Genomic DNA, 21,161 nt, shown 5'->3' on the forward strand with positions numbered 1-21,161 from the left:
GCCTTTCTCCTCTTTAGGCGTGGATGTAGCTGTTTAAAGCCTCGCGCCAATCCCTCAGTGGGGTAAGTCCTGCGTCTCGCCAAGACGCGTTGGAGAGCAAAGAATAAGCGGGGCGGGGTGCTGGGCGGGGGAATTCTTCGGTGGTGCACGGCTTTACTCGTTCGGGGTTCGCTCCGATTTCTTCGAAGATCGCCCTGGCGAATCCGTACCACGACGTCTCTCCGCTGCCGGTGCAGTGCAGGACCTTTCCTTCAGGTCCGCGTCCCTCGGCGATCGCTCCTGCCAGTTCCCAGAGGCCCTGGGCGAGATCAGCTGACCAGGTCGGTGCGCCTACCTGGTCATCTACCACCGACAGCTGGTCTCGTTCCGATTCCAGCCGCCGGATTGTCTCTACGAAGTTGGCTCCGGTCTTCCCATAAACCCAGCTCGTCCGCACTACCCAGGCCGACGCTCCTGACCCGAGTACGGCGTCCTCCCCTGCGGCCTTAGTCCGTCCATAGGCATTCTTGGGCCCCAAAGCGTCATCCACCTCGTACGGCCGATCTCCATCCCCAGGGAATACATAATCCGTAGAGATGTGAATCAACGGCACTCGCCGTGAAGTGCAAGCCGCTGCCAGTACCCGTGGTCCGTCGACGTTCACCGCGAACGCTCTAGCCTCATCCGACTCCGCTGCGTCAACCGCCGTGTAAGCCGCGGCGTTGATCACGACCGGCACCGCACCTGCCGCCGAAGCGCGCTCTGCCAGTTCTCCCACGGCGGCGATCACCTGGCCGGTTGCCGTGATGTCCAGCTCCGCCGACGAAGGCGCCAGCACCTCCGTTTCCGGGCCCGCGGAATTCACCAGGTCCCGGCCTAGCTGGCCAGAACCGCCGGGCACGAGCACTGCCAGCCGCACCGGCGTACCTCCTACTGCGAAAAGGGTTTCAGGACGTGCCGAGCGCGGCGCGGGCCTTCAGCGGCTCCCACCACGCGCGGTTGTCGGCATACCAGCGCACCGTCTCCGCCAAACCGTCCTCGAACGACACCCGCGGAGCGTAACCGAGTTCGCCGCTGATCTTCGCGATGTCGACCGAGTACCGCCGGTCGTGGCCCTTGCGGTCGGCCACCGGTTCGACCATTTCCCAGCCGACGCCGACCGCGGCGAGCAGGCGTTCGGTCAGGTCCCGGTTGGTCAGTTCGGTGCCGCCGCCGATGTTGTAGATCTCGCCGGGACGGCCGCCGTCGGCGACCAGCTGGATTCCGTGACAGTGGTCGTCCACGTGCAGCCAGTCGCGGACGTTCAGGCCGTCGCCGTACAGCGGGACCTTCTTGCCGTCCAGCAGGTTCGTCGCGAACAGCGGGATGACCTTTTCCGGGAACTGGTACGGGCCGTAGTTGTTCGAGCACCGCGTGACGCACACCGGCAAACCGTGCGTCCGGAAGTACGAGCGGGCGATCAGATCCGACGAGGCCTTCGAGGCGGAGTACGGCGAATTCGGCTCCAGTACGTGGTCTTCCGACCACGAACCGTCCTGGATGGACCCGTACACCTCGTCGGTCGAGACGTGCACGAACTTCCCGACCTGCGCCTCCAGCGCCGCCTGCAACAAGGTCTGCGTGCCGAGCACGTTGGTGAGCACGAAGTCCGCCGAGCCGAGGATCGAGCGGTCCACATGGGACTCCGCAGCGAAGTGCACGACCAGGTCGATGCCGTTCATCAGCTCGGCGACCTGCGCGGTGTCGCAGATGTCGCCGCGCACGAAGCGCAGCCGCAGGCTGTCGGCGACCGGGGCGAGGTTCGCCTCGCTGCCCGCGTAGGTGAGCTTGTCGAGCACCACGACCTCGGCGTCGGACAGTGTCGGATACGCCCCCGACAGCACCTGCCGCACGTAATGCGAACCGATGAACCCAGCACCGCCCGTGACCAGGACCCGCATCCTCATCCACCCCTTCCGCCCGACCGGGCACTCTCGCCACCAGCCTACGGGTGGCTCACCTGAGACTCGGTAGAGTTCGGCAAAGCGCGAAAAGCGCTGGGCATCCTGGGGAGGAACAGTGGCCGAATGGCCGGGGACGCCGCTGCCGGCGCACCGCGGTCGCGGCGTGCTTGTCGTGCTGCGGCGAAGCGGGAAGATCCTGCTGTCCGTCGTGTCCGTGGTCGTGCTGGCGGTGACCTGGTACGGCTGGCAGTTCATCGGCGACCCGCGGTCCGGCTTCTCCACCACGGCGATCTTCGGCGAACAGCAGCCGCACGCGAAACCGCTCGACGGCGCGATCGACATCCTCCTGGTCGGCCAGGACAGCCGCACCGACGCGCAGGGCAATCCGCTGCCCCGCGAGGTGCTCGACATGCTGCACGCGGGCGAGTCCGACGGCGAAAAGCAGACCGACACGATGATCCTCGTGCACATCCCGCAGAACGGGGAGCACGCGATCGCCATCTCCTTCCCGCGCGACTCCTACGTCGAGATCACCGGCGGCTTCGGCAAGCACAAGCTGAACAGCGCGTACGTCTACGCCTACAACGACACCGCCAAGACGCTGCAGGCCAAGGGCAACGCCGACCTCAAGGACGTCGACGAGAAAGCCAAGCTCGCCGGACGCAAGAACCTCGTCGCGACGCTCGAGAAGTTCATCGGCAAACCGGGCATGATCGACCGCTACGCCGAGGTGAACCTGGCCAGCTTCTACGAGGTCACGAAGGCCATCGGCGGCGTGCAGGTGTGCCTCAAGAACCCGGTGAAGGAAAAGAAGTCGGGCGTCGACCTGCCCGCGGGCAAGCAGACCATCGAGGGCGTCCAGGCGCTCGCGTTCGTCCGCCAGCGCTACGGCCTGCAGAACGGCGACCTCGACCGGATCGCGCGCCAGCAGGCGTTCCTGTCCGGGCTCGCGAGCAAGGTGCTCTCGTCCGAGGTGCTCGCGAACCCGGTGCGGATCGCGCAGCTCATCGAGGCGGTGAAGAAGTCCGTGGTGCTGTCCGCCGGCTGGGACCTGTCCGAGTTCGCCGCCCAGATGCGCGGGCTGACCGGCGGAAACGTCGAATTCCACACCATTCCCACCGAGGGCAACGCGGTCATGGGCGGCGCTGACGTGCTGCGCGTCGATCCGGTGAAGGTCCGCGCCGAGATCGACCGGCTGACCTCCGACGGCAGCACCCCGACCCCCAGCAACGCGCCGTTGCCCGGGGCCGCGCAGACCACCGTCGAACTGTTCGACGGCTCCGGCTCGGGCGCCGCCGATCAGGTGCAGACTCTGTTGCAGGGCAAGGGTTTCCAGCTCGGCACCAGCACGAAACTGTCCACCCGCGCGACGACCGTGTTGCGCTACCACCCGTCGGACGAGGCCGCCGCCGATCTGGTCCGCCAAGCTCTCGGCAGCAACGCTCAGGCCGAGCCGGACGCCGACGTCGCCGCCGGGCACGTCCGGGTGATCCTCGGCAAGGACGCGCGCGACACCGCCGGCGCGCCGGCCACGACGTCCTCGGCACCTCCTGCGGCACCGCCCGCGTCCACGCCGTCCGGAGCCCCTCCGTCCAGCCCGTCGAACTCACCCGCGCCGCTTATCACGGCGGGCGATGTTCCCTGCGTCAACTAGAGTCGAGCACCCAGCGTGCCGGTGCGCCGCAGGCCGTACGCTGGTGAGCGGGGAGGTAACCGGGGTGAGCGAAAACCAGGACAAACCGGACCGGACGGCGGATTCCGCCGACAGTCCGGCGGTTTCCGACGCCTCGGACCGCGGATCCGACGGAACGCCGGAGCCGAAGCACGCGGTCGCCGAGCCTGCTGCCGAGGAATCTGCGTCCACTGAGCCAGCTGCCGAAGAGTCTGTGGCCGCTGAGCCCGCTGCCGAGGACGCTGCCGAGGACGAAACCAAGCCGGTCGCCGAGGGCACCGCTGCCGCTTCCGAGTGGAAACCCTCGCCGCACCCGCGCGTCGAACTCCCCCAGCCGTCGAACCCAGCGCCGCCGGAACCGCAGCGCCGCTCGGGCCGGGCCACCCGGATCACCCGTCGCGTCGCGATCGGCCTGGTCTCGCTGCTCGCGCTGAGCGGCACGGGCTACGCATACGTCACCAAGGACAAACTGCAGGACAACGTCGCGACCGCCGACGTCCTCACCCCGCGCGCGGGCGAGCCCCCGGCCCCGCCCGCCGACGACGGCGGCACGGACATCCTGCTCGTCGGCAGCGACGCGCGCACCGACCAGCAGGGCAACCCGCTGCCGCCCAGCATGCTGAAGTCGTTGCGCACCGAGGACAAGGCCGGCATCAACACCGACACCGTCATCCTGCTGCGGATCCCGAAGAACGGCGGCAAGGCGTCCGCGGTGTCGATCCCGCGCGACAGCTGGGTCGACGTGCCCGGCCGCGGCAAGGCGAAGATCAACTCCGCGTACGGCGTCGCCAAGGCGCACGCCGAACAGGAGGAACGCGCGCAGGGCGAGCGCGACCAGGCGAAGATCGCCCGCGATTCGGACGCCGCCGGGCGGCGGGCGCTGGTGCAGACCGTGCAGGACCTCACCCAAGCGCGCATCGACCACTACGCCGAGATCAACCTGCTCGGGTTTTACCTGATCACCGAGGCCGTCGGCGGCGTGCCGGTGTGCCTCAACCACGCGACCTCGGACAAGGACTCCGGCGCGAACTTCCGCCGCGGCGTGCAGACGGTGAGCGGCGGCGAGGCGCTGTCCTTCGTGCGCCAGCGCAAGAACCTGCCGAACGGCGACCTCGACCGGATCAAGCGGCAGCAGGCGTTCCTGTCCTCGGCGCTGCGCAAGGTGCTGTCCGCGGGCACGCTCGCCAATCCGGGCACGCTGAACAGCCTGATGGACGCGGTGCACCGGTCGTTCGTCCTCGACGACAGCCTCGACGTGCTCGAGTTCGCCCAGCAGGTCAAGGGCATCGCGTCCGGCGACCTGACCTTCGCGACGATCCCGGTCATCACCACGAACGGCCGCAGCGAGGACGGGCAGAGCATCGTCGAGGTCGATCCGGCGGCGGTGCGGAAGTTCGTCGCGGGACTGGCCGGACGCACCAGCACCGGCGGCACCGGGGGCGGTGGTGCGGCGGCCGGTGCGGTTTCGCAGAGCCTCGACTCCGGAATCCCGGGCGTGCCCTGCGTCGACTGACGCCGCGACTAGCCTGAAGACATGAGCGAGCTTGCGAGCGAATCATCCAACACTGCGCCTTCGGCTCATGCCGCGCCGAGCGCTAGCGAGGCGGGCGCATGAGCCTCACCGAGCAGCTGCTGCGGCCGCTTCTGTCCTCGCCGGCGAAACCGCTGATCACGCACTACGACGACCGGGTCGGCAGCCGGGTCGAGCTGTCCGTGGCGACGATGCAGAACTGGGCCGCGAAAACGGCGAACTGGCTGGTCGACGAGTTCGACGTGGAGCAGGGCGACGCCGTCGCGGTGCGGCTGCCCGCGCACTGGCAGACCGCGGGCGTGCTGCTCGGCGCGTGGTGGTGCGGAGCCCGCGTGGTCGCGGAACCCGACGGCGCGCGGGTCGTGTTCACCACCCCGGACGAGGAGATCGACGCCCCGGCCGTCGCGATCGTGTCGCTCGACCCGATGGGCCGCGGCCTGTCGACCCCGCCGTCCGGCGGAGCGCTCGACTACCTCAGCGAGGCCCGGATGTCCGGCGACCAGTTCTTCCCGGCGCAGCCGACGCCCGGCGACACCCCCGCGCTCGGTTCCTCCACAGTGGACGAAGTGTGGGCGGAAGCCACTGCGCGCGCGGCAACACTCGGCCTGACCGCGGCAGACCGAGTGTTGTCCACGATGGACTGGACGGTGCCGGACGGCGTACTCGACGGCCTGCTCGTTCCGCTCGCCGCCAGCGCGCACCTGGTCCAGGTGACGAACGCCGACCCGGCGAAACTGTCCGCCCGCCGCGAGGCCGAACGCACCACCGCCGACCTGCCCTCGTGAGCGCTGGCGCCGGTTCTAACCGGCACCAGCACTCACGACGCGCTCAGGCGCTCTGCAGCTCGTGCGCCCCTTCGCGGCGACGCCGGAACAGCACGTGGTCCAGGGACAGCCGTCCGCCGTTGAAGCCCAGCGCCAGCGCGGTGAGGCCGAGCACCAGCACCAGTTCGTAGCCGCCTTCGCCGGTGAGACCGTGCGCCGCGTGCACCGAGATCAGCGCGCCGGCCATGTTGATCGCGTAGCCGATGGCGACCACCGGCAGCAGGAAGCCGACGACGAACGCGATCGAGCCGAGCAGTTCGAGCACGATCACGAGGAACGCGGAGACGCTCGGCAGCGGGATGCCGATCTGGCTGAACATGTCGGCGGTCGCCCCGACGCCGCTGTCCCATTTCTGCAGGCCGTGGGCGAAGAACACCACCGCGATGCCGATCCGGCCGAGCAGCAGCGCGACGTCCTTGACTCGAGTCAACATGGAGACAGCTCCCGATAGGTGAAAATTCAACTGACCAGGCCCACGGTAGGGCACTGAACACCGCCGCGGGGGTGTCAGCCAGTGATCGACAGGAAACCGACAGGCACCGAAAACTCGCTGTACACCGCGCCCGGCCCGGCGCTACCGTGCCGATAACCGCGGGTGTGTGCTGCTCGCGGCCGTGTTGTTCGCTGTTGTTCGCCACCTGCGAGGAGTCCCGATGCGCCGACAGTCCGATCGACCCCAGTTCGGCCTGTCTCCCGCAGCTGAGGACTTCCGCACGCATGAAAACACTGACCATCGGCATCCTGGCGCACATCGACGCAGGTAAAACCAGCCTCACCGAACGTCTGCTCTTCGAGACCGGCGTGATCGACCACGCCGGTCGCGTCGACGACGGCGACACCCAGACCGATTCGCTCGACCTCGAACGCAGGCGCGGCATCACCATCAAGTCCGCCGTCGTGGCGGTCAGCACGCCTGGCCACCGGCTCAGCCTCGTGGACACCCCCGGCCACCCCGATTTCATCGCGGAGGTCGAACGCGCCGTCGGCGTGCTCGACGGCGCGGTGCTCGTGGTGTCCGCGGTGGAAGGAGTGCAAGCCCAGACCCGCGTGCTGATGCGCACGCTCGTCCGGCTCGGCATTCCGGTGCTGGTATTCGTGAACAAGATCGACCGCACCGGCGCACAGGAAGCGTCGCTGCTGGAATCCTTGCGTACCAAGCTTTCTCCGCATTGTGTCGCAATGAGCACGGTAAAAGAGCTCGGCACCGCTAACGCACACCCAGTGCCGCTGCCCCTCGACGAACGGCTCGCCGACGCTCTCGCCGGAGACGACGTCTTCCTTGAGTCCTATGTAGCCGGTACAGCGTCTCCTGTGGATTACCGAAAAGCATTGGTGCGCCAGGTATCCACCGCCTCGGTGTATCCAGTCTTCTTCGGCTCCGCAGCCACCGGCGCTGGCGTCGCCGACTTCATCGCCGGGGTTTACGAATTGCTGCCATCTCGCGAACGCCGCGGCGACGGACCGCTCGACGCCACCGTCTTCAAAATCGAACGCGGCCGCTCGGGCGAGAAAATCGCTTACGTGCGAATGTTTTCCGGCACGCTGGCAGCACGTCGACCGGTACCCTTCCGCCGCGTAGGCGCGGAAGGCGTCGGCCGCCCGTCCGCAGTACGAGTATTCGAGCACGGCGCGACCCCCGTGTCCGGCGAGGCGCTGGCCGGAGATGTCGCACGCGTCTGGGGCTTGCCGGAGATCCGGATCGGCGACCGATTAGGCGACAGCGCCGACCTGTCTCAGGACCGGTTCTTCGCCCCGCCGAGCCTGGAAACGCTGGTGTACCCGGTCGATCCAGAGCAGACCAGTGCGCTGTACACCGCGCTGACCCGACTGTCCGAACAGGACCCGCTGATCAGCATCCGCCGACAGGACCAGGAAATCACCGTCCGCCTGTACGGCGAGGTGCAGAAGGAAGTCATCCGGACGACCCTTGCCGAAGAGTTCGGCATCGCCGCCGAATTCGAGGAATCGCGACCGTTGCTGGTCGAACGTCTACACGGGACTGGACATCGCGTGCGCCGCCCGGCCCCGGACGAGCGAGTGTTCTTCTGGGCAACCGTCGGACTCCGCGTCGAACCCGGCCCGCCTGGCTCCGGTACCGACTACCGGCTGGAAGTCGAACTAGGCTCGCTGCCGCTTTCCTTCCACACGGCCATTGAGGACACTGTCCACGAGGTCCTGCACGAGGGTTTGCACGGCCGGGAAGTGATCGACTGCGTGGTCACCCTCACCGACACCGCGTTCTACCCACCAGCCAGCACCGCCGGCGATTTCCGCGGCATGACACGGTTGGTACTGCAGGAGGCCCTTCGCCAAGCCGGAACCCGCGTGTACGAACCAGTCCACGCGTTCGAACTGGAGGCTCCGGCTTCCGCGATCAGCGCCGTACTGCGCAAGCTAATCGAGCTACGCGCAGTCCCCGGCGAACCAGTGATCACCGACGACCGGTGCACTGTGGACGGTCATCTCCCCGCCGTCTCAGCGCACGAACTGGAACAAGCACTGCCCGCGCTCACCCAAGGCGAGGGCACGTTGGTCACCAGTTTCGCCGAGTACCGGCTCAAGCCGGGTGGCGGCGGGCCAGGTCGAGTTCCGTCCAGCCGCCGTGGGCGGACAACAGCGTGAGAACGCGCTCCGCGAGGGCCGAAAACCGGCGCAGGTCCTCGTGGAGCGCCTTCGCGCGGGTGGAGTCGAGCGGGGCGTGGTCGTCCCACCAGAGACAGATGACCGCGCTCGCGCACAGCACCAGCGGCTGAACGATGTCCGCGAACTCCGCTGACGGCTCGGCCGTTTCCCGGCACGTGCTCTCGATTTCGTCGCACGCGTCGAGCAGTTCGCGCAACGGACCCACCGCGCCGGACGGGGTGCCGTCCCACGACGCGGTGGGCCACGCGCGGTCGCTCAGCTCGAGCCAGAGCCGCCATCCGGCGACCAGCTCGGCCTCGTCGTGCGGCGTCCAGGTGTCGGGGAGCAGCCAGAACATGTCACCGACTGTGACACCGGGGCCGGAGTCCGCACAACCAAGTCGGCGAAAGTGTTCGCGTTTATACCCCGGGGCGGGGGTATCTCAGCTGATCACCGGGGGCACGAACACGCAGTTGGGCTCTTTCGCGTGCTGCGGGTCGAGCGCGTTGAGCACCTCGCGCTGCGCGATCGGGTCGTAGGTGATGCCGAGGTGGTCGGTGTAGTCGAGCCCGCAGACGTCCTGGAGGACGAGGTTCTTCACGTTGGGCGCGGGCTTGAGGAACGCGTTGGTGTACGGGGTGACAACGTCGTCATACCTGGTCTGGATGACGGTGTAGTCGACGCCCGGAACCGTGTCGCCGCCCGCGTTGAGGTCCTTGAGGAACGCCGACCCGGTCGACTGCTCATTGCAAGCCGCACAAGCCACGCCGACGAGATCGCGCGCGGGCGGGATCGCCTGGATCGCGGTGAGCAGGCCGAACAGGCTGGTGCCGTAGTTGGACGGAGACAGCCCGATCAGCTTGCCGATCTTGCTCGCGCCGCCGAGGTACTTGATCCAGTAGCGCGGGTTCATCCCGCCCTGCGAATGCCCGACGACGTCGAGCTTCGAGGCCCCCGTGGCCTGCAGGATCTTGTCCCCGAAGGTCGCGAGCTGGCCCGCCGTCCCCGCCACCGGACCGACCGTCTGCAGGAACGCCCCCGGCGACCCGCCGAAGTTCCCCGCGAACACGCAGTACCCCTCGTCGGCGAGCCGCTGGGAGAGGTTCGCCCAGTTCTCGTACGCGTTGGCCGTGGTGCCGTTGGACAGCAGCACCGGGTTCGGATGCTCCGCGGAAGGTTTGCAGTTCCAGTCGTTGGCCCCCGGCGGCGCGATCGTCGGCTGCCCGGCCGAGTAGATCGCCGCGGCGATGATGTTCGGCTGCACCGGACCGGTCGGTTCTTTCCCGGTCGCTGCCACCGCGGTGCCCCCGCCGAGCGCGACCACCGCCGCTGCCAGGAGGACCATGCCCCGTCCGAACGCGCGTACGCCCATTCCGTTTCACCTCTCTGTGAACCCGACGCCTTGGTTAACGCGGAACACGAGAAAGGGAAACGCGGTTACTAGTTTTTATCGCAAACTGACGAGTGCCCGGTTCACCGCATCGATCAAGGAGGCCCGATTTCCCGGGTAGACGCTAATCTGCGCCTCGCCACCGTTGGTGGTCTGGAAGCTCAACACCCGCCCGCGCCCACTGAGATCAAGCACCGAGAGCGGCGAGCTGTACCTCCGCTCGCCCCGCCCGTCCCGGACCGCGGCATGCAACTGATGCACCGCGTCGCGCGGCGCCCGCATCAGATACCGCAACTCGTCCGCCTCGCCACCCTCCTCAGCCAGCGGGTCCGCTCCCCCGTTCTCGTAGTACTCCCGGCTGACCCGCATCGCCCGCACGGAGGCCGGCGGACATTCCGGCATCGCCATGACCAAACAAGCCGCCAGCTCGTCCGGCGACACCGGATCCAGCTGAACGAACTCCGCGTCGGTAATCAACCGAACGGCGTCGGGTTTGGTCGCCGCGACGAGAATCGCCCCGTTGTCCTCTTGATGGGTGCCGAAGTCAGTCCACCCGTACACCTCATGCCGCGCCGTCGCGAGCAGCTTGAGCGTGCCGCGCAACGCATCCGCCGTCTCCCCAAGGTCTTCGAGAAGCCCCCGCGTCCGCTTCGCCCGCTCGGCCGCGCCCTCCTCGGTGAGGTACATCGGGGTGTCCTCAACTACCACCGGCGCTTTCCCGAGGTTTTCCTCGTGCCACAGCGCCAAAAACACCGACCGCGGCATCCGCAGCGGTCTGTCGATGATCGTCATCGAGCCCCTCAACCACCAATCGTCGGAGGCGTAGGAGGCAGCCCGGTCCGGGGGTCGAGGGTCCGCTCGCCGTTCTCGTCAACGAGCGAGAAGGCCGAGTCGTCGTCGATTCCGTACTTGCGTTGGTGTTCCTTGTCTTCCTCGCCTTTGCCTTTTCCTGCGCCGGCCATGCCACCCATTCCGGGTGCGCCCTTGGCTCCAGCCGCGCCCTTGCCCGCCGCTCCGGCCCCTCCGCGGACCGCACCTTCTTCACCCGCGCCGACCCCGGCTCCGGCTCCTACGCCTGTGCCTGTGCCCGCACCCGCACCGCCGCCAAGCCGAGCCGCGATCCCGCCACTGCGCCCCGCGGTTTCGCCTGCTCCACCGAACGGCCCAAACCCGCCCGGCGTCCAGGTACTACCGCCGCTGTTGCCGGCGCCGGTGCTAGTGCCGCTGCCGTTGCCGTTGCCCCAGGAAGTCGGCGTCGACGGAGTCCAACTCGACCCACCACCCCGATCAACCGACGGCGGAGTCCACCCAGCTGTCGAAGTCCCATCACCATCCCCCGGCCGATACCCCGGCGGCACCGTGACACCTCCAGGCGGGTACGACACCCCACCAGGTCCGCCAGTAACCCCAGACCCACTACCCCCAGGCCCACTGGTTCCCGGCCCACTGGTTCCCGGCCCACTGGTTCCCGGCCCACTGGTCCCTGGCCCGCTGGTCCCTGGCCCATTCCCGGGCCCGCCAACGGCCCCCGGCCCACTCCCAGGCCCACCAGAATCCTGCCCACCTTTTCGATAGACCTTCTCGTGCGACCCGGTCTTGCCCTTGCCGCGATCTTCCCCGGAGTCGATCTTGAGGTTCTGCCCGTCGAACCCGGAAACCTGACCGTAATTGCTATTCAGCCCCTGACCATTGGTCTTAGCCTGGTCAGCGTACTTCTGATATCGCTCGACATTGTGATTGGCAGCAGCGTTGTACTCGTTGATCTGCTTCTCGGTATCAGTGTCCCAAGGAGTCCCCTGGTCCCAAAGATTCTTGTGCGGAGGCGTGGGAGGCATCGCCTGCAACGCGATCTTCATGTCGTTATAGCCGTGCGTGGTGTCGACCAACTTCTGCCCATTGACCACGTACGCCTGCGCAGAAGTAGAAGAAGCATCCGACAACGGCCTCAACCGAGCCCGAGCCGCATCCGCACCGTCGCCGGTCCAGACAGATTCCAGCATGGTAGTGATCTGCTGCGCGTCATCGCTGTTCTGGTTGTGCTCCTGGATCATCTTCTGAACCATGGAACTACCGCTGTCCCACGACGAAGTTCCGGGCCCCTGCTGAACCTGCTGCACAATCGCAGGTGCCGGAAGGGCTTGATCGCCGAGGTTCCCGTGGTAGAAGTCGGAAAACCAGTTTCCCGCATCCTTGAGCCGATCGTTGACCCAGTCATCCGCGTCACTGATCCGGTCGCCAATCCAGTGGGCTCCCTCGCCGATGAAGTCGAAAAACCCCATCGGTCACTCACCCGCCTTCTTCTTCAGATTGGTGACCACCATGCCCGCAACGACCGCCGCCGCATCACACGGATCCGTCTTGCCGATCTGCGAATAGCCAAGCGTGACTGATGCGTCAATTGTTTTCTGGTCACTAATACCAACAGTCACTTGACAGAAAGAATTTTTCCCTGCCTGCTGCTGATAAACCGAAGAAGCTACAGCTGGAAGGCCTTGAATAGGGGACAACGGGCGCCATAACTTCGACTGTGGCTTCGTGTTCGCATATACCGCGCTTAACCCATCTGCCACCTTGGTCGTATAGAGCACCGTAGCCAATGAGCCGGCATCCTTGTTCGACCAATGACACTCTGCCCCGAGTGCCGGGTTGTCGGCATGTTCACCCTGCGTCGGCTTCCCGAGAAGAGTGTTCACCTGCTCCGAAGTAAGCGCACCGTCACACGGATGCACGGACAACACCGACTCCGGCAATGGATGCTCCACCTTCGGAGCACCCGCATACGGCAACGTCTTGCCCGCTGCGGAAGATGACGGGGGAGCATTCGTCGCGCCAGGAGAAGTACTTGGCGTCGAACCGCCGGAGCACCCCGCCAGCAATACAGCCGTCGCGACGCTGACAACCGAGACCGAGAACCGCATCCTCATCCAAGTAGCCCCTTGCCCTGCTCGGTCTCTCCGACAGCCTTCACGTCCGCAGCCGCATGGCTGTCCGATTCGCTGACGATGCCCAATGCCTTCTCCAGGCGGCCAATCAACTCCACCATGTACTGGTCCATGGCATTCAGCGAGTCCCTGCCCGCTGAGAAAGTGGTGACCGCCTGCTGGTTGAATCCCACGCTTCCCGGGTCCGGCGAGGGCGGAGTGAGCCTGGCCAGCGCTTGCGCATCCGCCTGCATCTTCGCCACGTTTTCCCTGAGCCTCTTCGCCCGCTCGAGGAGCGAACGAGCCTCATCCGGACTCAGGGTGAATCCGGCACCTGCCTTCGTGGCAGATGCCACCGCGGCAGCGTCCGACACCCCCTGAGCGACGTTCATCGCAGTGCCCACGACGGTGATCGGCAGCCCGGTCAGCCACCCGGTCGTTTCTATCGCTTTCCCCAGGCCGTCCTCAGCCATGCCTGCCCCTCCCGTGCCCGTGCACCGCCTCTTGACCAGGCAACCAGTCAGAGGCCCCTCCGGATGCCACTGTAACCAACTGCTCACACCGGGGTGCCGGAAACAGGCAAACTCACCCCACTGTGCGCTACGCCGAGCAGCCCAAACCGCTGCGTGCCACCAGCTACGCAAGCCACGGTTAGGTGCTCGCCTTCCGCTTCAGGTTGGCGATAACCATGTCTGCGACCGTTGCTGCGGCATCACACGGATCCTGCCTGCCGACCCTTGAGGCTCCTAGACCAACCGATACATCGACCGTGTACTTATCGGTGCAACTGCGGTCAAGCTTGCGAACCGCACCTTCGTACGACAGTCTCTCCCCTGCGGACACGGCCTCCCCGACGAGACAGTAGCCAAGTCACGGCAGGTTCGGACACGAAAAGAGCCCCACCACCCGATCCGGGCAGTGGGGCTCTTCAACGGAGTGCCGAGAACTCAGCCCTTCAGCAGGGCCCGCGCCATCACGACCTTTTGGATTTGGTTCGTGCCTTCATAAATCTGCGTGATCTCTCGGCCGATCTGAGCCGACCTGGTGATCATAGCTGAAAACAGCCTCTGAGCTGCGGCGATCCATCTCGGCAGTTCTCGGTGGATCTTGGCCTTCCCCGACGTCCGACGGCCTGTACACGGCCTGGCGACGTCGGAGGTCTTGCCGTGTCTGGCGGCTCGCGCCTGCCAGTCGATGAGTTGGAAGCGGCTCCACAACGCGTGCTGGTTGGGGCTGCGTCGTCGGCTCGGCTGCTTCATCGTCTGCACTCCTCCGGCTGGTCGGCGTCGGCGAGGCAGGTAGCGCGGTGGCTGTCCGTCCCCGTCTTCCTCGCCCCTGCCGCGCTTAGCGCCGGGTCGTTGGTGTCAAGGGTGAGCGCAGCTCATCGCGGAGCGACGCCGTAGGCGCCCTTGATGGCGGCGGGCCGGTGTTAAACGATCGCCTGCGAGGGAGCGGCCACCGCTGTCGAGTGAGCCTCGGCGTAACACTGATCGACTCGGCGACGTTCTTTGCCTTATGCAGCTCATCGGCTCAATCTGCCGTCGGCGGCGCGCGTACGCAGCCGGCCTCTCGGCGGGCTGCCCGGCGACCGGTGGCCGGAGCGGAGCGGCAGGCCGTCCGTGTCGCACTCGGGCAGGCCCGCCGCACGGGTGGTGACGTGCGCGCCGCCGACGGCGGCGCCTTGATCCCATAGAGCCAAGTTCGGCAAGATTTGTAAAGTAAGTTCGCTACACACAATCGAGGATGAAGGTGCAATGTCCGAAGTCTACTCGGCAATACTGTGGGGTTGGGCTCCTCATTTTCTAACGTCTGCGCAACATACAGTGACCGAGGCTTTCACATCACTCGGACATCCAGGACGAACAGACTTCACTATCGTCGGAATCAAGTGGACCAGTGATACAACCTTTGACATATTCATGGACCGAGACTTCGAAATCAAAGGATCCTCATCATTTTCCCAGGTTGAGCAACGGTCAGTTGAATTATACGAAAACCATCCGGATCGAAACTCGATTTATTCAGACGGCAGACAACACGAGCGCCGTCATCGTGAGCTTAAAGAAAAAATGCGAGGGCAGGCCCTCGCCGAAGCCCTGAAAGCCGGCAGCATAGATTCACGGTTTGAGTACTTCTTTGGAGCGCCCGCCGCCGTTGGCGAACTTCAAGTCTATCCCGTGGTCATGCTAGAGCAGAAATTCTATGAAACTGCTCCAAGACTGGCAACGCACGAGCGAGATAACATCACGATTACACCCGGAATAGTAGAGGCACTAATAGCAGAGCTTCTAAGCCATGCAACGATGTCGCTGAATCTGCCTGAGCCAGGCGCCTTATACGGCGACAATCCGGATATACTACGCAAGGCCGCTCAAGATTTTGTTGGTTCGGTCCTTACATGTGCAGGATACTGGTTTGGATATACATCCGACACTCTTTTGCATGCAATCTCTACGCTCCCCTACGAAGGGCGGTCCAGCAAAGGAAGATTTATCATCGCCCGGATAGAAAGCTCTAATATTATTGCTTCCCTTCGGCTCGATAGTCCAGTCGATTTGCGCGATACACGTGCAGCGCGAAAACTCTTGGAGGGCTCCGGTAACGCCGCGCACGTACTAATGGATGGCGAAAAAGTCTACGGATTTGGCCTTGTCAGTCCCGATTACGACCCGACTACTGAAGAAGTATTTGAGATCGAGGTCGAGGGCCGCGGTCGCTGGACGCTTTTCAGCGGAAACAAACCTCTCATCAGCTTCGAAGACGGACGGCCGACACTTCCACAAGTCAACGTCGATATTGAGCTCCTCATCGACGTGCTTCTACGCACCCTGTCCGCCCCAGACACCGCCTCCCTGACCAGGTTGGCACTGGCGGTGGCCGAAAATGAGCATGGCGCCATGCTCATTATCTCTGACGACGCTGAATCCGAGGCTAAACGGCTCAGCCCTCAAGCTTGGACAGTTTCACCTGAAGTCCTTTCCAGCGAGATCGTCTCTCAGCTTACGTCAATCGACGGCGCCATCCTTGTCAACCCTCAAGGAAAATGCCACGCTGTCGGCGTAATCTTGGATGGCAAAGCGAACGGGAAAGGTGTTCCAGCACGCGGAAGCAGATACAATAATGCTATTCGATACTTAGAGAGCGATCCACCTTCGACCGTCATACTAGTATACAGTTCCGACGGATCTATTGACATCTTGCCACATCTCCGCAAGAGGATTTATCGAGAGACAATAACGACAGCAATTGTAAATTACAGAGTTGCTGCCGATGACTACATCGAAGGACTGACACAAGATCAGTTTGGGCCCCGCAGGTTCGTAGCCAGGACCCGCCAGGAGGTCGAAGAACTCCAGTTCTATCTAAGCCCGACACAATGCGCCACGCTTAACGAAATTAGCAGGAAGGTCCGCGACTGGGAGAAAACCAAAGGAGGGATAGTAATTACGCAAGCTGACTTTGTCGCCGACCCTGACATGAACGACAGCTACTTTTTTTAAATCTACCATTCAGAGAGCGCGCATCGCCACAATGCACACTTACTCAACCGATGTCTCCCGGTCACCCAAGCTGTATTTCCTAGTCGCAGCTGCGTCAATAGCGGCAGCCTGGATTCTAGGCCTGCTCTTTAATTGGCTTGGATTTACCCCGCCATGGTGGCTGGACACGCCAGCCACACTCGGATTTTTTGGAGCATTCTGGACACTGTACGACCAGCAGCTATGGCGCTTACACTTAGGGAAGCATCGACTCGCCGGGATTCCCGACCTTTCTGGACAATGGAACGGTACAATCGAGAGTAATTTCGCCGGCGGCACACAGATACCATGCACAGTAGACATACGGCAGACGTCGACAAAAATCCTCTTAAAGCTAGATACTGGTACGTCGCGCTCTAACTCGATGATGGCCTCGATACGAACAGATCCAAGCCTACGTGGGGTACACTACGAATACACGAGTCAGCCCAAGACGCTAAGCAGTCGAAGCATGCACCCTCACAAAGGAAGAGCGCATTTAGACTGGAATGACGATTTTTCGACACTTGAAGGCGAATATGAGACCGACCATCGGAGAGGAAACGAGGGAAGGATTCGCCTGCGGCGAAGTTCAACCGGTGTCACGCCCAGTTGACGTAAACACCCGCGAGGGCCGCAGCGACCGCTGTTAGTCTTGACGGTATGCGTGGTGCGGGTGATCAGCTCAGCATCGGGGAGCGTATTGTCTTCTACCGGCGGCGGCGTGGCCTGTCGCAAGCGGTGTTGGCCGACCTGGTGGGCCGGTCCGAGGACTGGCTGAGCAAGATCGAGCGGGGCGAGCGCGATATCCGCAGGTTGGACGTGCTCGCCGACGTCGCGCGGGGTCTGCGCGTCACGTTGGGAGACCTCCTCGGCGAACCCGTTCTCCTGGAAGACCAGGACGAGAACGACGACGTCCCGGCCATCCGAGACGCGCTGATGGCCCCTCGGCGCTTGTCCCGGACGCTGTTCTCCTCGTCGATCTCCCCGGAGTACATCGATCCGGCACCGGTGGCGCAACTGGTGGAAGGTGCCTGGTCGAGCTACCAAAAGGGCGACCTCGGCCGCGTGGTGACCGCTCTCCCCGGGCTGATCAAGACCAGTCAGGGGATGGAAGCGGCGTCGGCGGACGACACGACGTACCGGCGGGCGTGTGCGGCGGTGTCGGCGCGGGTACATCATCTGGCCGCGACGACCCTGAGCAAGATCGGTGAGGCTGACCTCGCCTGGATCGCGGCCGAACGAGCCATGCAAGCGGCGGACGAAGCAGATGACCCGCTGGTCCTGGCCTCAGCCGCGCGATCAGGCACGCACGCGCTGCTGGCGGTCGGCCGGTTCGACGACGCCCTTGAGCTGGGCGACGTGGCCGCGAAGTGGCTCCTCCCCAGGATGGCGGCCGGTGATCCGGCGGCGCTGAGCCTCTACGGAATGCTTTACCTGCGGACGGCCGTAGCTGCGGCCCGACACCAGGACCGCTCGACGGCTAACGAGCTGCTGTCGCACGCCAACCGCGCGGCTGATCAGCTCAGGGTGGATGCGAACTACTGGCAGACCGGATTCGGCCCGGCGAACGTAGAGCTGCACCGGCTCTCGGCCGCGCTCGACCTGGGCGACGTCTCGCAGGTGATCGAGTCCGCGCCCCGGATCAACGTCGACCACCTGCCGGTCGAGCGACAGGTAACGCACCTGATCGACTTCGCGCGGGCGCTGAGCCTGGTCGCGAAGGACGAAGAGGCACTTCAGACCCTGCTGGCGGCGGAGCAGAAGGCACCGACGATCGTTCGACACAGCACGCTGGTTCGCGAGGTCGTGCGGTCGATGTACCGGCGTGCCCCGGCGACCGGCGGCAAGAAGTCGTCGCTACTGCTCGCCCTGGCCGAACGCTGCGGCGCGGTGAGGTAGTCGAATGGGCTCGCGTGTTCTCGGACTGGTCGGCTCGGGCGCCGGTGGCGTCGAAGAGCTGGTTCCTCGCCTGATCAAGCCTGCCCAGCAGGACGGCTGGACCGTCGCGGTGACCTTGACTCCGACCGCCGGCCGTTGGCTGGCCGAGTCCGGCGGTCTCGCCGAGCTCGAAGAGGTCACCGGCTACCCGGTCCGGGTCGAGCCGCGCTCGCCGAGCGCCACGAGCCCACACCCGCCGCCCGATGTCTACCTTGTTGCCCCGGCCTCGGCGAACATGGTTGCGAAGCTCGCCCTCGGCATCGCCGACAACCAGGCGCTCACGCAGGTCAACGAGGCAATCGGGACCCGGAACCTGCCCGTCGTCGTCTTCCCGCGCGTGAACGCCGCGCACGCCCGTCACCCGTCCTGGGACATGCACATTGAGGCGCTGCGCCGGGCGGGCGTGCACCTCGTCTACGGTGACGACGTCTGGCCGCTGCACGAGCCGCGGAGCGCGCCGGGGCGAGAACTGCCCTGGTCAGCGGTGCTCGACGCCGTTAATACGGCCGTCTCCCCCTCACGCTAGGCCCCCTCTCACACCTACCCGGACAGTTTGTCCGGGTTGATCCACTGATCCGGGTGTCTCCTGGTTCCAGCGGGCCCGACCGGGCACGCCGAGACCGAGACATCGGGAGTGCAGATGGGCATTCACGTGGTGATTCAGCCCCTCGTCGGCTACGGCGCGGCGGTAGTTTCACCATCACCGGGCGTTCGCCAGCTCGTGGCGGGCAGCGAAGAGGCGTCGTTCATCGTTCAAGTGCCCGCCCGCATCGGCGGGCTGATGGACACGGCGCGGTTCGCGCGCAGTCTGGCCGTTGCCGCCAACGAGTTCGGCGAGTGGTGCGAGGCCCAGAACCGCACCCGATCGTATCCCTCTTCCCTCGAACAGCAGTGGTCCAGCGCGGTCGACGACGCCGCGCCGGGCGAGCGCGACTGATTCCAGAGAACACAGTAGACACAACAGGGGCAAAAATGGCTATCTGCAAGGGTTTCCGCTTTCCGATTGAGTTCGACGACGCCTTCGCGCAGGGTTTGGTCATGGTTGGCGAGGTCTCGCCGGACAACGAATACCAGTCCCGAGAGGACAGGGCAGCCGGTCGCCCGGCGCGCCAGCGGATCGACGAGGTGACCGGTAAGCGGCAGTGGAAGGTGACGGTCACCGACCCGGACGAGACGAAGGCGAAGCGCGCATCATTCGAGATCACGTTGCTCGCCGACGTGCAGCCGGTCCCGGCGACGTCCGAGGCACTGCCGGGGATGCGGCCGATCGAGCTGGAGGGGCTGACGGCGGAGCCGAAGGTCGCGGGGCAGGGCGAGTTCAAGTACCAGTCCTACCTCTTCCGGGCGACCGGATTCAAGGCGGCGGCCACTGGTTCGGGCACGAAGGCCACGCGGTCGGCGTCGGGTGGCGAAGGGGCGGCGAAGGCAGCGTGAGTGGAGCGAACACATCCGGACCGGTTCGCGACGCCAGGGCGTTTCAGGACCTCGTCCGGGCGTGGGAAACGGCGTACCGCGACTACATGGCGGCGTGGGAGCACGGTTCCCGGGTGCTGTCGCCGGGGGCATCGTTGAACACGTCGAATGCGGCGCGGCGGGTGTCGCGGGCGTGGCACGAGCTGGCCAAGTCGCGCGGGCTGCCGTGGTGGTGTGTGGCGGCGCTGGAGTCGGCGGCCGAAGGGTTCGCGGAACTGGCACGAGATTGGGCGAGTAAGGCAGACGGTGATGGGGCTTCGGGTCGACGGGTTCGGCGTGACGTGGACGGTCGAGTCGCGGGATTCGGTGACGGTGGAGGAGACCGGGGCGCATCCGACCAGTCCGCCGATGCTGGTCGTGACCGGGACGACGTCGGTGGTTTCTCTGGTCCTGCCAGGGGATCTGGCCGAGTGGCCGGCGTGCGTGGCGTTCCTGCTCCGGCTCCGCGACGGGGTGGACGACCTGGCGGGGCTGCTGGCTGCGCGCGTGGCGGCTCCGGTCGAGTCTGATGGGGGCGGAGACGGTGGTCAAGTCGTATCGCGAAGTTGCGACGCTGGCTGACGCGCGGGAGGCCGTGTTCGTTCTCCGGCCTGAGCGGGACGCTGACCCGTCGGTCTGGGTGGCGTTTCATCGGGCGAACGCTGCGATGTATGAGCGGGTCGCCGAAGTGGATAGTCGTCATCACTGGGAGGCGTTGTACTGGGTCGGTTATGAACTCCGCCAGGTTGAGAAGCTGACGCAAAAGCCGGAATGGCGGTCGAGCTTCAACACGGACGGGAGGGAGTGATGGACGACGGCGCAGCGGAACGCAATGCGCAAATGCTGGCCGCGCATGCCGCTGGGGTGCCGGTTGTCGAGATCGCTCAGCGGTTCGATCTTTCGTTGAGCTGGACCGGGTCTCTGTTGCGACACCATCTCGGCGCCGATGTACCGGAGACCGGACGGGGTATCCGTTGCGATCTCGATGAGGCGCAGCTCGCTGGGGAGTACCGCCGTGGCGCAACGGTTCGGGCGCTGGCAGATGCATACGGCGTGTCCTACGGCACCGTGCACCGGCGGCTGAGCAAGGCAGGAGTGACGTTCCGTCCCCGGGGTACGCCTCGGGACTAGCAAACGCTAGAGATCTAAATATCCACAATTTAAGCACGCGGGGACGCGTGGCGGATAAACACGTCCTTGCACGCCTTGAATGACCCTTTAGAGCGCAGAACCGGTTCCTGGCTACCAACCTTTTCGCCGGTTCTGCGCCTGTCCACTGGAGAAGTGAACAATGCAGACGATAAATGATGACAACCAACGTCAGTCAACCGGGGTCACCCGGATGCGCTGCGCGGAATGCAAGCGGTT

22 protein-coding genes and 1 pseudogene are annotated in these 21,161 nt (G+C 65.2%); 13 read left to right on the forward strand and 10 right to left on the reverse strand.

The window, feature by feature from the left end; genetic code table 11:
- Positions 1–13: 13 nt before the first annotated feature.
- Together rfbD and rfbB are read right to left on the reverse strand one after the other, a co-directional pair.
- Positions 14–898 (reverse strand): dTDP-4-dehydrorhamnose reductase, encoded by an 885-nt coding sequence (gene rfbD / locus EIZ44_RS36995; protein WP_134733789.1) that lies wholly within the window; start codon positions 896–898, stop codon positions 14–16.
- A 28-nt stretch (positions 899–926) separates the two neighbouring features.
- Positions 927–1,919: a dTDP-glucose 4,6-dehydratase gene (rfbB, locus tag EIZ44_RS37000; RefSeq protein WP_037815982.1), complete on the reverse strand. Its 993-nt coding sequence runs from the start codon at positions 1,917–1,919 to the stop codon at positions 927–929.
- Positions 1,920–2,037: 118 nt separating this feature from the next.
- Here rfbB and EIZ44_RS37005 point away from each other — a divergent pair, with 118 nt between their 5' ends.
- From EIZ44_RS37005 to EIZ44_RS37015, 3 genes are all read left to right on the forward strand, one after another.
- Complete coding sequence (locus EIZ44_RS37005) at positions 2,038–3,576, forward strand: LCP family protein (protein WP_037815984.1); 1,539 nt, start codon at positions 2,038–2,040, stop codon at positions 3,574–3,576.
- A 64-nt stretch (positions 3,577–3,640) separates the two neighbouring features.
- Positions 3,641–5,107: an LCP family protein gene (locus EIZ44_RS37010; protein WP_240691520.1), complete on the forward strand. Its 1,467-nt coding sequence runs from the start codon at positions 3,641–3,643 to the stop codon at positions 5,105–5,107.
- 98 nt (positions 5,108–5,205) lie between these two features.
- Positions 5,206–5,910 carry a TIGR03089 family protein gene (locus tag EIZ44_RS37015; protein WP_134733790.1) on the forward strand — a complete coding sequence of 235 codons (705 nt, stop codon included), beginning with the start codon at positions 5,206–5,208 and terminating at the stop codon, positions 5,908–5,910.
- A 43-nt stretch (positions 5,911–5,953) separates the two neighbouring features.
- On the opposite strand, the gene EIZ44_RS37020 is transcribed toward EIZ44_RS37015, so the two are convergent.
- Positions 5,954–6,382, reverse strand: a complete 429-nt coding sequence (locus EIZ44_RS37020; RefSeq protein WP_037815987.1) for a DoxX family protein — start codon at positions 6,380–6,382, stop codon at positions 5,954–5,956.
- 284 nt (positions 6,383–6,666) lie between these two features.
- Between EIZ44_RS37020 and EIZ44_RS37025 the strand changes: the two genes are divergently transcribed.
- On the forward strand, positions 6,667–8,571 hold the full coding sequence (locus EIZ44_RS37025) for an elongation factor G (RefSeq protein WP_134733791.1): 1,905 nt from the start codon (positions 6,667–6,669) through the stop codon (positions 8,569–8,571).
- Here EIZ44_RS37025 and EIZ44_RS37030 read toward each other — a convergent pair.
- The 7 genes and pseudogenes from EIZ44_RS37030 to EIZ44_RS46325 all read right to left on the reverse strand — a co-directional run.
- On the reverse strand, positions 8,507–8,929 hold the full coding sequence (locus tag EIZ44_RS37030) for a hypothetical protein (RefSeq protein ID WP_037815990.1): 423 nt from the start codon (positions 8,927–8,929) through the stop codon (positions 8,507–8,509). The genes EIZ44_RS37025 and EIZ44_RS37030 overlap by 65 nt on opposite strands.
- An 84-nt stretch (positions 8,930–9,013) precedes the next feature.
- Positions 9,014–9,943 carry an esterase/lipase family protein gene (locus tag EIZ44_RS37035; protein ID WP_205673419.1) on the reverse strand — a complete coding sequence of 310 codons (930 nt, stop codon included), beginning with the start codon at positions 9,941–9,943 and terminating at the stop codon, positions 9,014–9,016.
- A gap of 75 nt (positions 9,944–10,018) precedes the next feature.
- A complete protein-coding gene (locus EIZ44_RS37040; protein WP_134733792.1) occupies positions 10,019–10,753 on the reverse strand; it encodes an ESX secretion-associated protein EspG in 735 nt (244 codons plus the stop codon).
- Between the two features lie 8 nt (positions 10,754–10,761).
- Positions 10,762–12,240 (reverse strand): hypothetical protein, encoded by a 1,479-nt coding sequence (locus tag EIZ44_RS37045; RefSeq protein WP_134733793.1) that lies wholly within the window; start codon positions 12,238–12,240, stop codon positions 10,762–10,764.
- A 3-nt stretch (positions 12,241–12,243) separates the two neighbouring features.
- Positions 12,244–12,885, reverse strand: a complete 642-nt coding sequence (locus EIZ44_RS37050; RefSeq protein ID WP_240691521.1) for a DUF3558 domain-containing protein — start codon at positions 12,883–12,885, stop codon at positions 12,244–12,246.
- Positions 12,882–13,355: a hypothetical protein gene (locus tag EIZ44_RS37055; RefSeq protein WP_037815995.1), complete on the reverse strand. Its 474-nt coding sequence runs from the start codon at positions 13,353–13,355 to the stop codon at positions 12,882–12,884. The genes EIZ44_RS37050 and EIZ44_RS37055 overlap by 4 nt, the downstream gene beginning before the upstream one ends.
- 474 nt (positions 13,356–13,829) lie before the next feature.
- Positions 13,830–13,958, reverse strand: a pseudogene (locus EIZ44_RS46325) (acyl-CoA dehydrogenase); the annotation flags it as partial.
- Positions 13,959–14,636: 678 nt separating this feature from the next.
- Between EIZ44_RS46325 and EIZ44_RS37065 the strand changes: the two are divergent.
- The 9 genes from EIZ44_RS37065 (at position 14,637) to EIZ44_RS37100 (ending at position 20,924) form a co-directional block, all read left to right on the forward strand.
- Positions 14,637–16,382, forward strand: a complete 1,746-nt coding sequence (locus EIZ44_RS37065) for a diadenylate cyclase (protein WP_134733795.1) — start codon at positions 14,637–14,639, stop codon at positions 16,380–16,382.
- Between the two features lie 31 nt (positions 16,383–16,413).
- Entirely contained in the window at positions 16,414–17,016 is a 603-nt protein-coding gene (locus EIZ44_RS46200) for a Cap15 family cyclic dinucleotide receptor domain-containing protein (protein ID WP_167754389.1), read from the forward strand.
- Positions 17,017–17,063: 47 nt separating this feature from the next.
- Complete coding sequence (locus EIZ44_RS37070; protein ID WP_134733796.1) at positions 17,064–18,302, forward strand: helix-turn-helix domain-containing protein; 1,239 nt, start codon at positions 17,064–17,066, stop codon at positions 18,300–18,302.
- A 4-nt stretch (positions 18,303–18,306) separates the two neighbouring features.
- Complete coding sequence (locus tag EIZ44_RS37075) at positions 18,307–18,867, forward strand: flavoprotein (protein ID WP_134733797.1); 561 nt, start codon at positions 18,307–18,309, stop codon at positions 18,865–18,867.
- Positions 18,868–18,981: 114 nt separating this feature from the next.
- Complete coding sequence (locus EIZ44_RS37080) at positions 18,982–19,278, forward strand: hypothetical protein (protein ID WP_134733798.1); 297 nt, start codon at positions 18,982–18,984, stop codon at positions 19,276–19,278.
- A gap of 35 nt (positions 19,279–19,313) precedes the next feature.
- Entirely contained in the window at positions 19,314–19,775 is a 462-nt protein-coding gene (locus EIZ44_RS37085; RefSeq protein ID WP_134733799.1) for a hypothetical protein, read from the forward strand.
- A 288-nt stretch (positions 19,776–20,063) separates the two neighbouring features.
- Positions 20,064–20,375 (forward strand): hypothetical protein, encoded by a 312-nt coding sequence (locus EIZ44_RS37090; protein WP_205673420.1) that lies wholly within the window; start codon positions 20,064–20,066, stop codon positions 20,373–20,375.
- Positions 20,323–20,601, forward strand: coding sequence for an AMED_5909 family protein (locus EIZ44_RS46030; RefSeq protein ID WP_276323857.1), 279 nt, complete (start codon positions 20,323–20,325; stop codon positions 20,599–20,601). Before EIZ44_RS37090 ends, EIZ44_RS46030 begins: the two co-directional genes overlap by 53 nt.
- Complete coding sequence (locus EIZ44_RS37100; protein WP_134733800.1) at positions 20,601–20,924, forward strand: helix-turn-helix domain-containing protein; 324 nt, start codon at positions 20,601–20,603, stop codon at positions 20,922–20,924. The genes EIZ44_RS46030 and EIZ44_RS37100 overlap by 1 nt, the downstream gene beginning before the upstream one ends.
- Positions 20,925–21,161 lie beyond the last annotated feature (237 nt).

The organism is Amycolatopsis nivea (assembly GCF_004522235.1).
Lineage (GTDB): Bacteria > Actinomycetota > Actinomycetes > Mycobacteriales > Pseudonocardiaceae > Amycolatopsis > Amycolatopsis nivea.

Bases quoted from the DNA above. Each gene is read 5' to 3' on its own strand.
- EIZ44_RS37015 (WP_134733790.1), top strand. From the start codon at position 5,206: ATGAGCCTCACCGAGCAGCTGCTGCGGCCGCTTCTGTCCTCGCCGGCG.
- EIZ44_RS37030 (WP_037815990.1), bottom strand. From the start codon at position 8,929: ATGTTCTGGCTGCTCCCCGACACCTGGACGCCGCACGACGAGGCCGAG.
- rfbB (WP_037815982.1), bottom strand. From the start codon at position 1,919: ATGCGGGTCCTGGTCACGGGCGGTGCTGGGTTCATCGGTTCGCATTAC.
- EIZ44_RS37080 (WP_134733798.1), top strand. From the start codon at position 18,982: ATGGGCATTCACGTGGTGATTCAGCCCCTCGTCGGCTACGGCGCGGCG.
- EIZ44_RS37020 (WP_037815987.1), bottom strand. From the start codon at position 6,382: ATGTTGACTCGAGTCAAGGACGTCGCGCTGCTGCTCGGCCGGATCGGC.
- EIZ44_RS37040 (WP_134733792.1), bottom strand. From the start codon at position 10,753: ATGACGATCATCGACAGACCGCTGCGGATGCCGCGGTCGGTGTTTTTG.
- EIZ44_RS37050 (WP_240691521.1), bottom strand. From the start codon at position 12,885: ATGAGGATGCGGTTCTCGGTCTCGGTTGTCAGCGTCGCGACGGCTGTA.
- EIZ44_RS37090 (WP_205673420.1), top strand. From the start codon at position 20,064: ATGGGGCTTCGGGTCGACGGGTTCGGCGTGACGTGGACGGTCGAGTCG.
- EIZ44_RS37035 (WP_205673419.1), bottom strand. From the start codon at position 9,943: ATGGGCGTACGCGCGTTCGGACGGGGCATGGTCCTCCTGGCAGCGGCG.
- EIZ44_RS37100 (WP_134733800.1), top strand. From the start codon at position 20,601: ATGGACGACGGCGCAGCGGAACGCAATGCGCAAATGCTGGCCGCGCAT.
- EIZ44_RS37025 (WP_134733791.1), top strand. From the start codon at position 6,667: ATGAAAACACTGACCATCGGCATCCTGGCGCACATCGACGCAGGTAAA.
- EIZ44_RS37070 (WP_134733796.1), top strand. From the start codon at position 17,064: ATGCGTGGTGCGGGTGATCAGCTCAGCATCGGGGAGCGTATTGTCTTC.
- EIZ44_RS46030 (WP_276323857.1), top strand. From the start codon at position 20,323: ATGGGGGCGGAGACGGTGGTCAAGTCGTATCGCGAAGTTGCGACGCTG.
- EIZ44_RS46200 (WP_167754389.1), top strand. From the start codon at position 16,414: ATGCACACTTACTCAACCGATGTCTCCCGGTCACCCAAGCTGTATTTC.
- EIZ44_RS37045 (WP_134733793.1), bottom strand. From the start codon at position 12,240: ATGGGGTTTTTCGACTTCATCGGCGAGGGAGCCCACTGGATTGGCGAC.
- EIZ44_RS37085 (WP_134733799.1), top strand. From the start codon at position 19,314: ATGGCTATCTGCAAGGGTTTCCGCTTTCCGATTGAGTTCGACGACGCC.
- EIZ44_RS37075 (WP_134733797.1), top strand. From the start codon at position 18,307: ATGGGCTCGCGTGTTCTCGGACTGGTCGGCTCGGGCGCCGGTGGCGTC.
- EIZ44_RS37055 (WP_037815995.1), bottom strand. From the start codon at position 13,355: ATGGCTGAGGACGGCCTGGGGAAAGCGATAGAAACGACCGGGTGGCTG.
- EIZ44_RS37065 (WP_134733795.1), top strand. From the start codon at position 14,637: ATGTCCGAAGTCTACTCGGCAATACTGTGGGGTTGGGCTCCTCATTTT.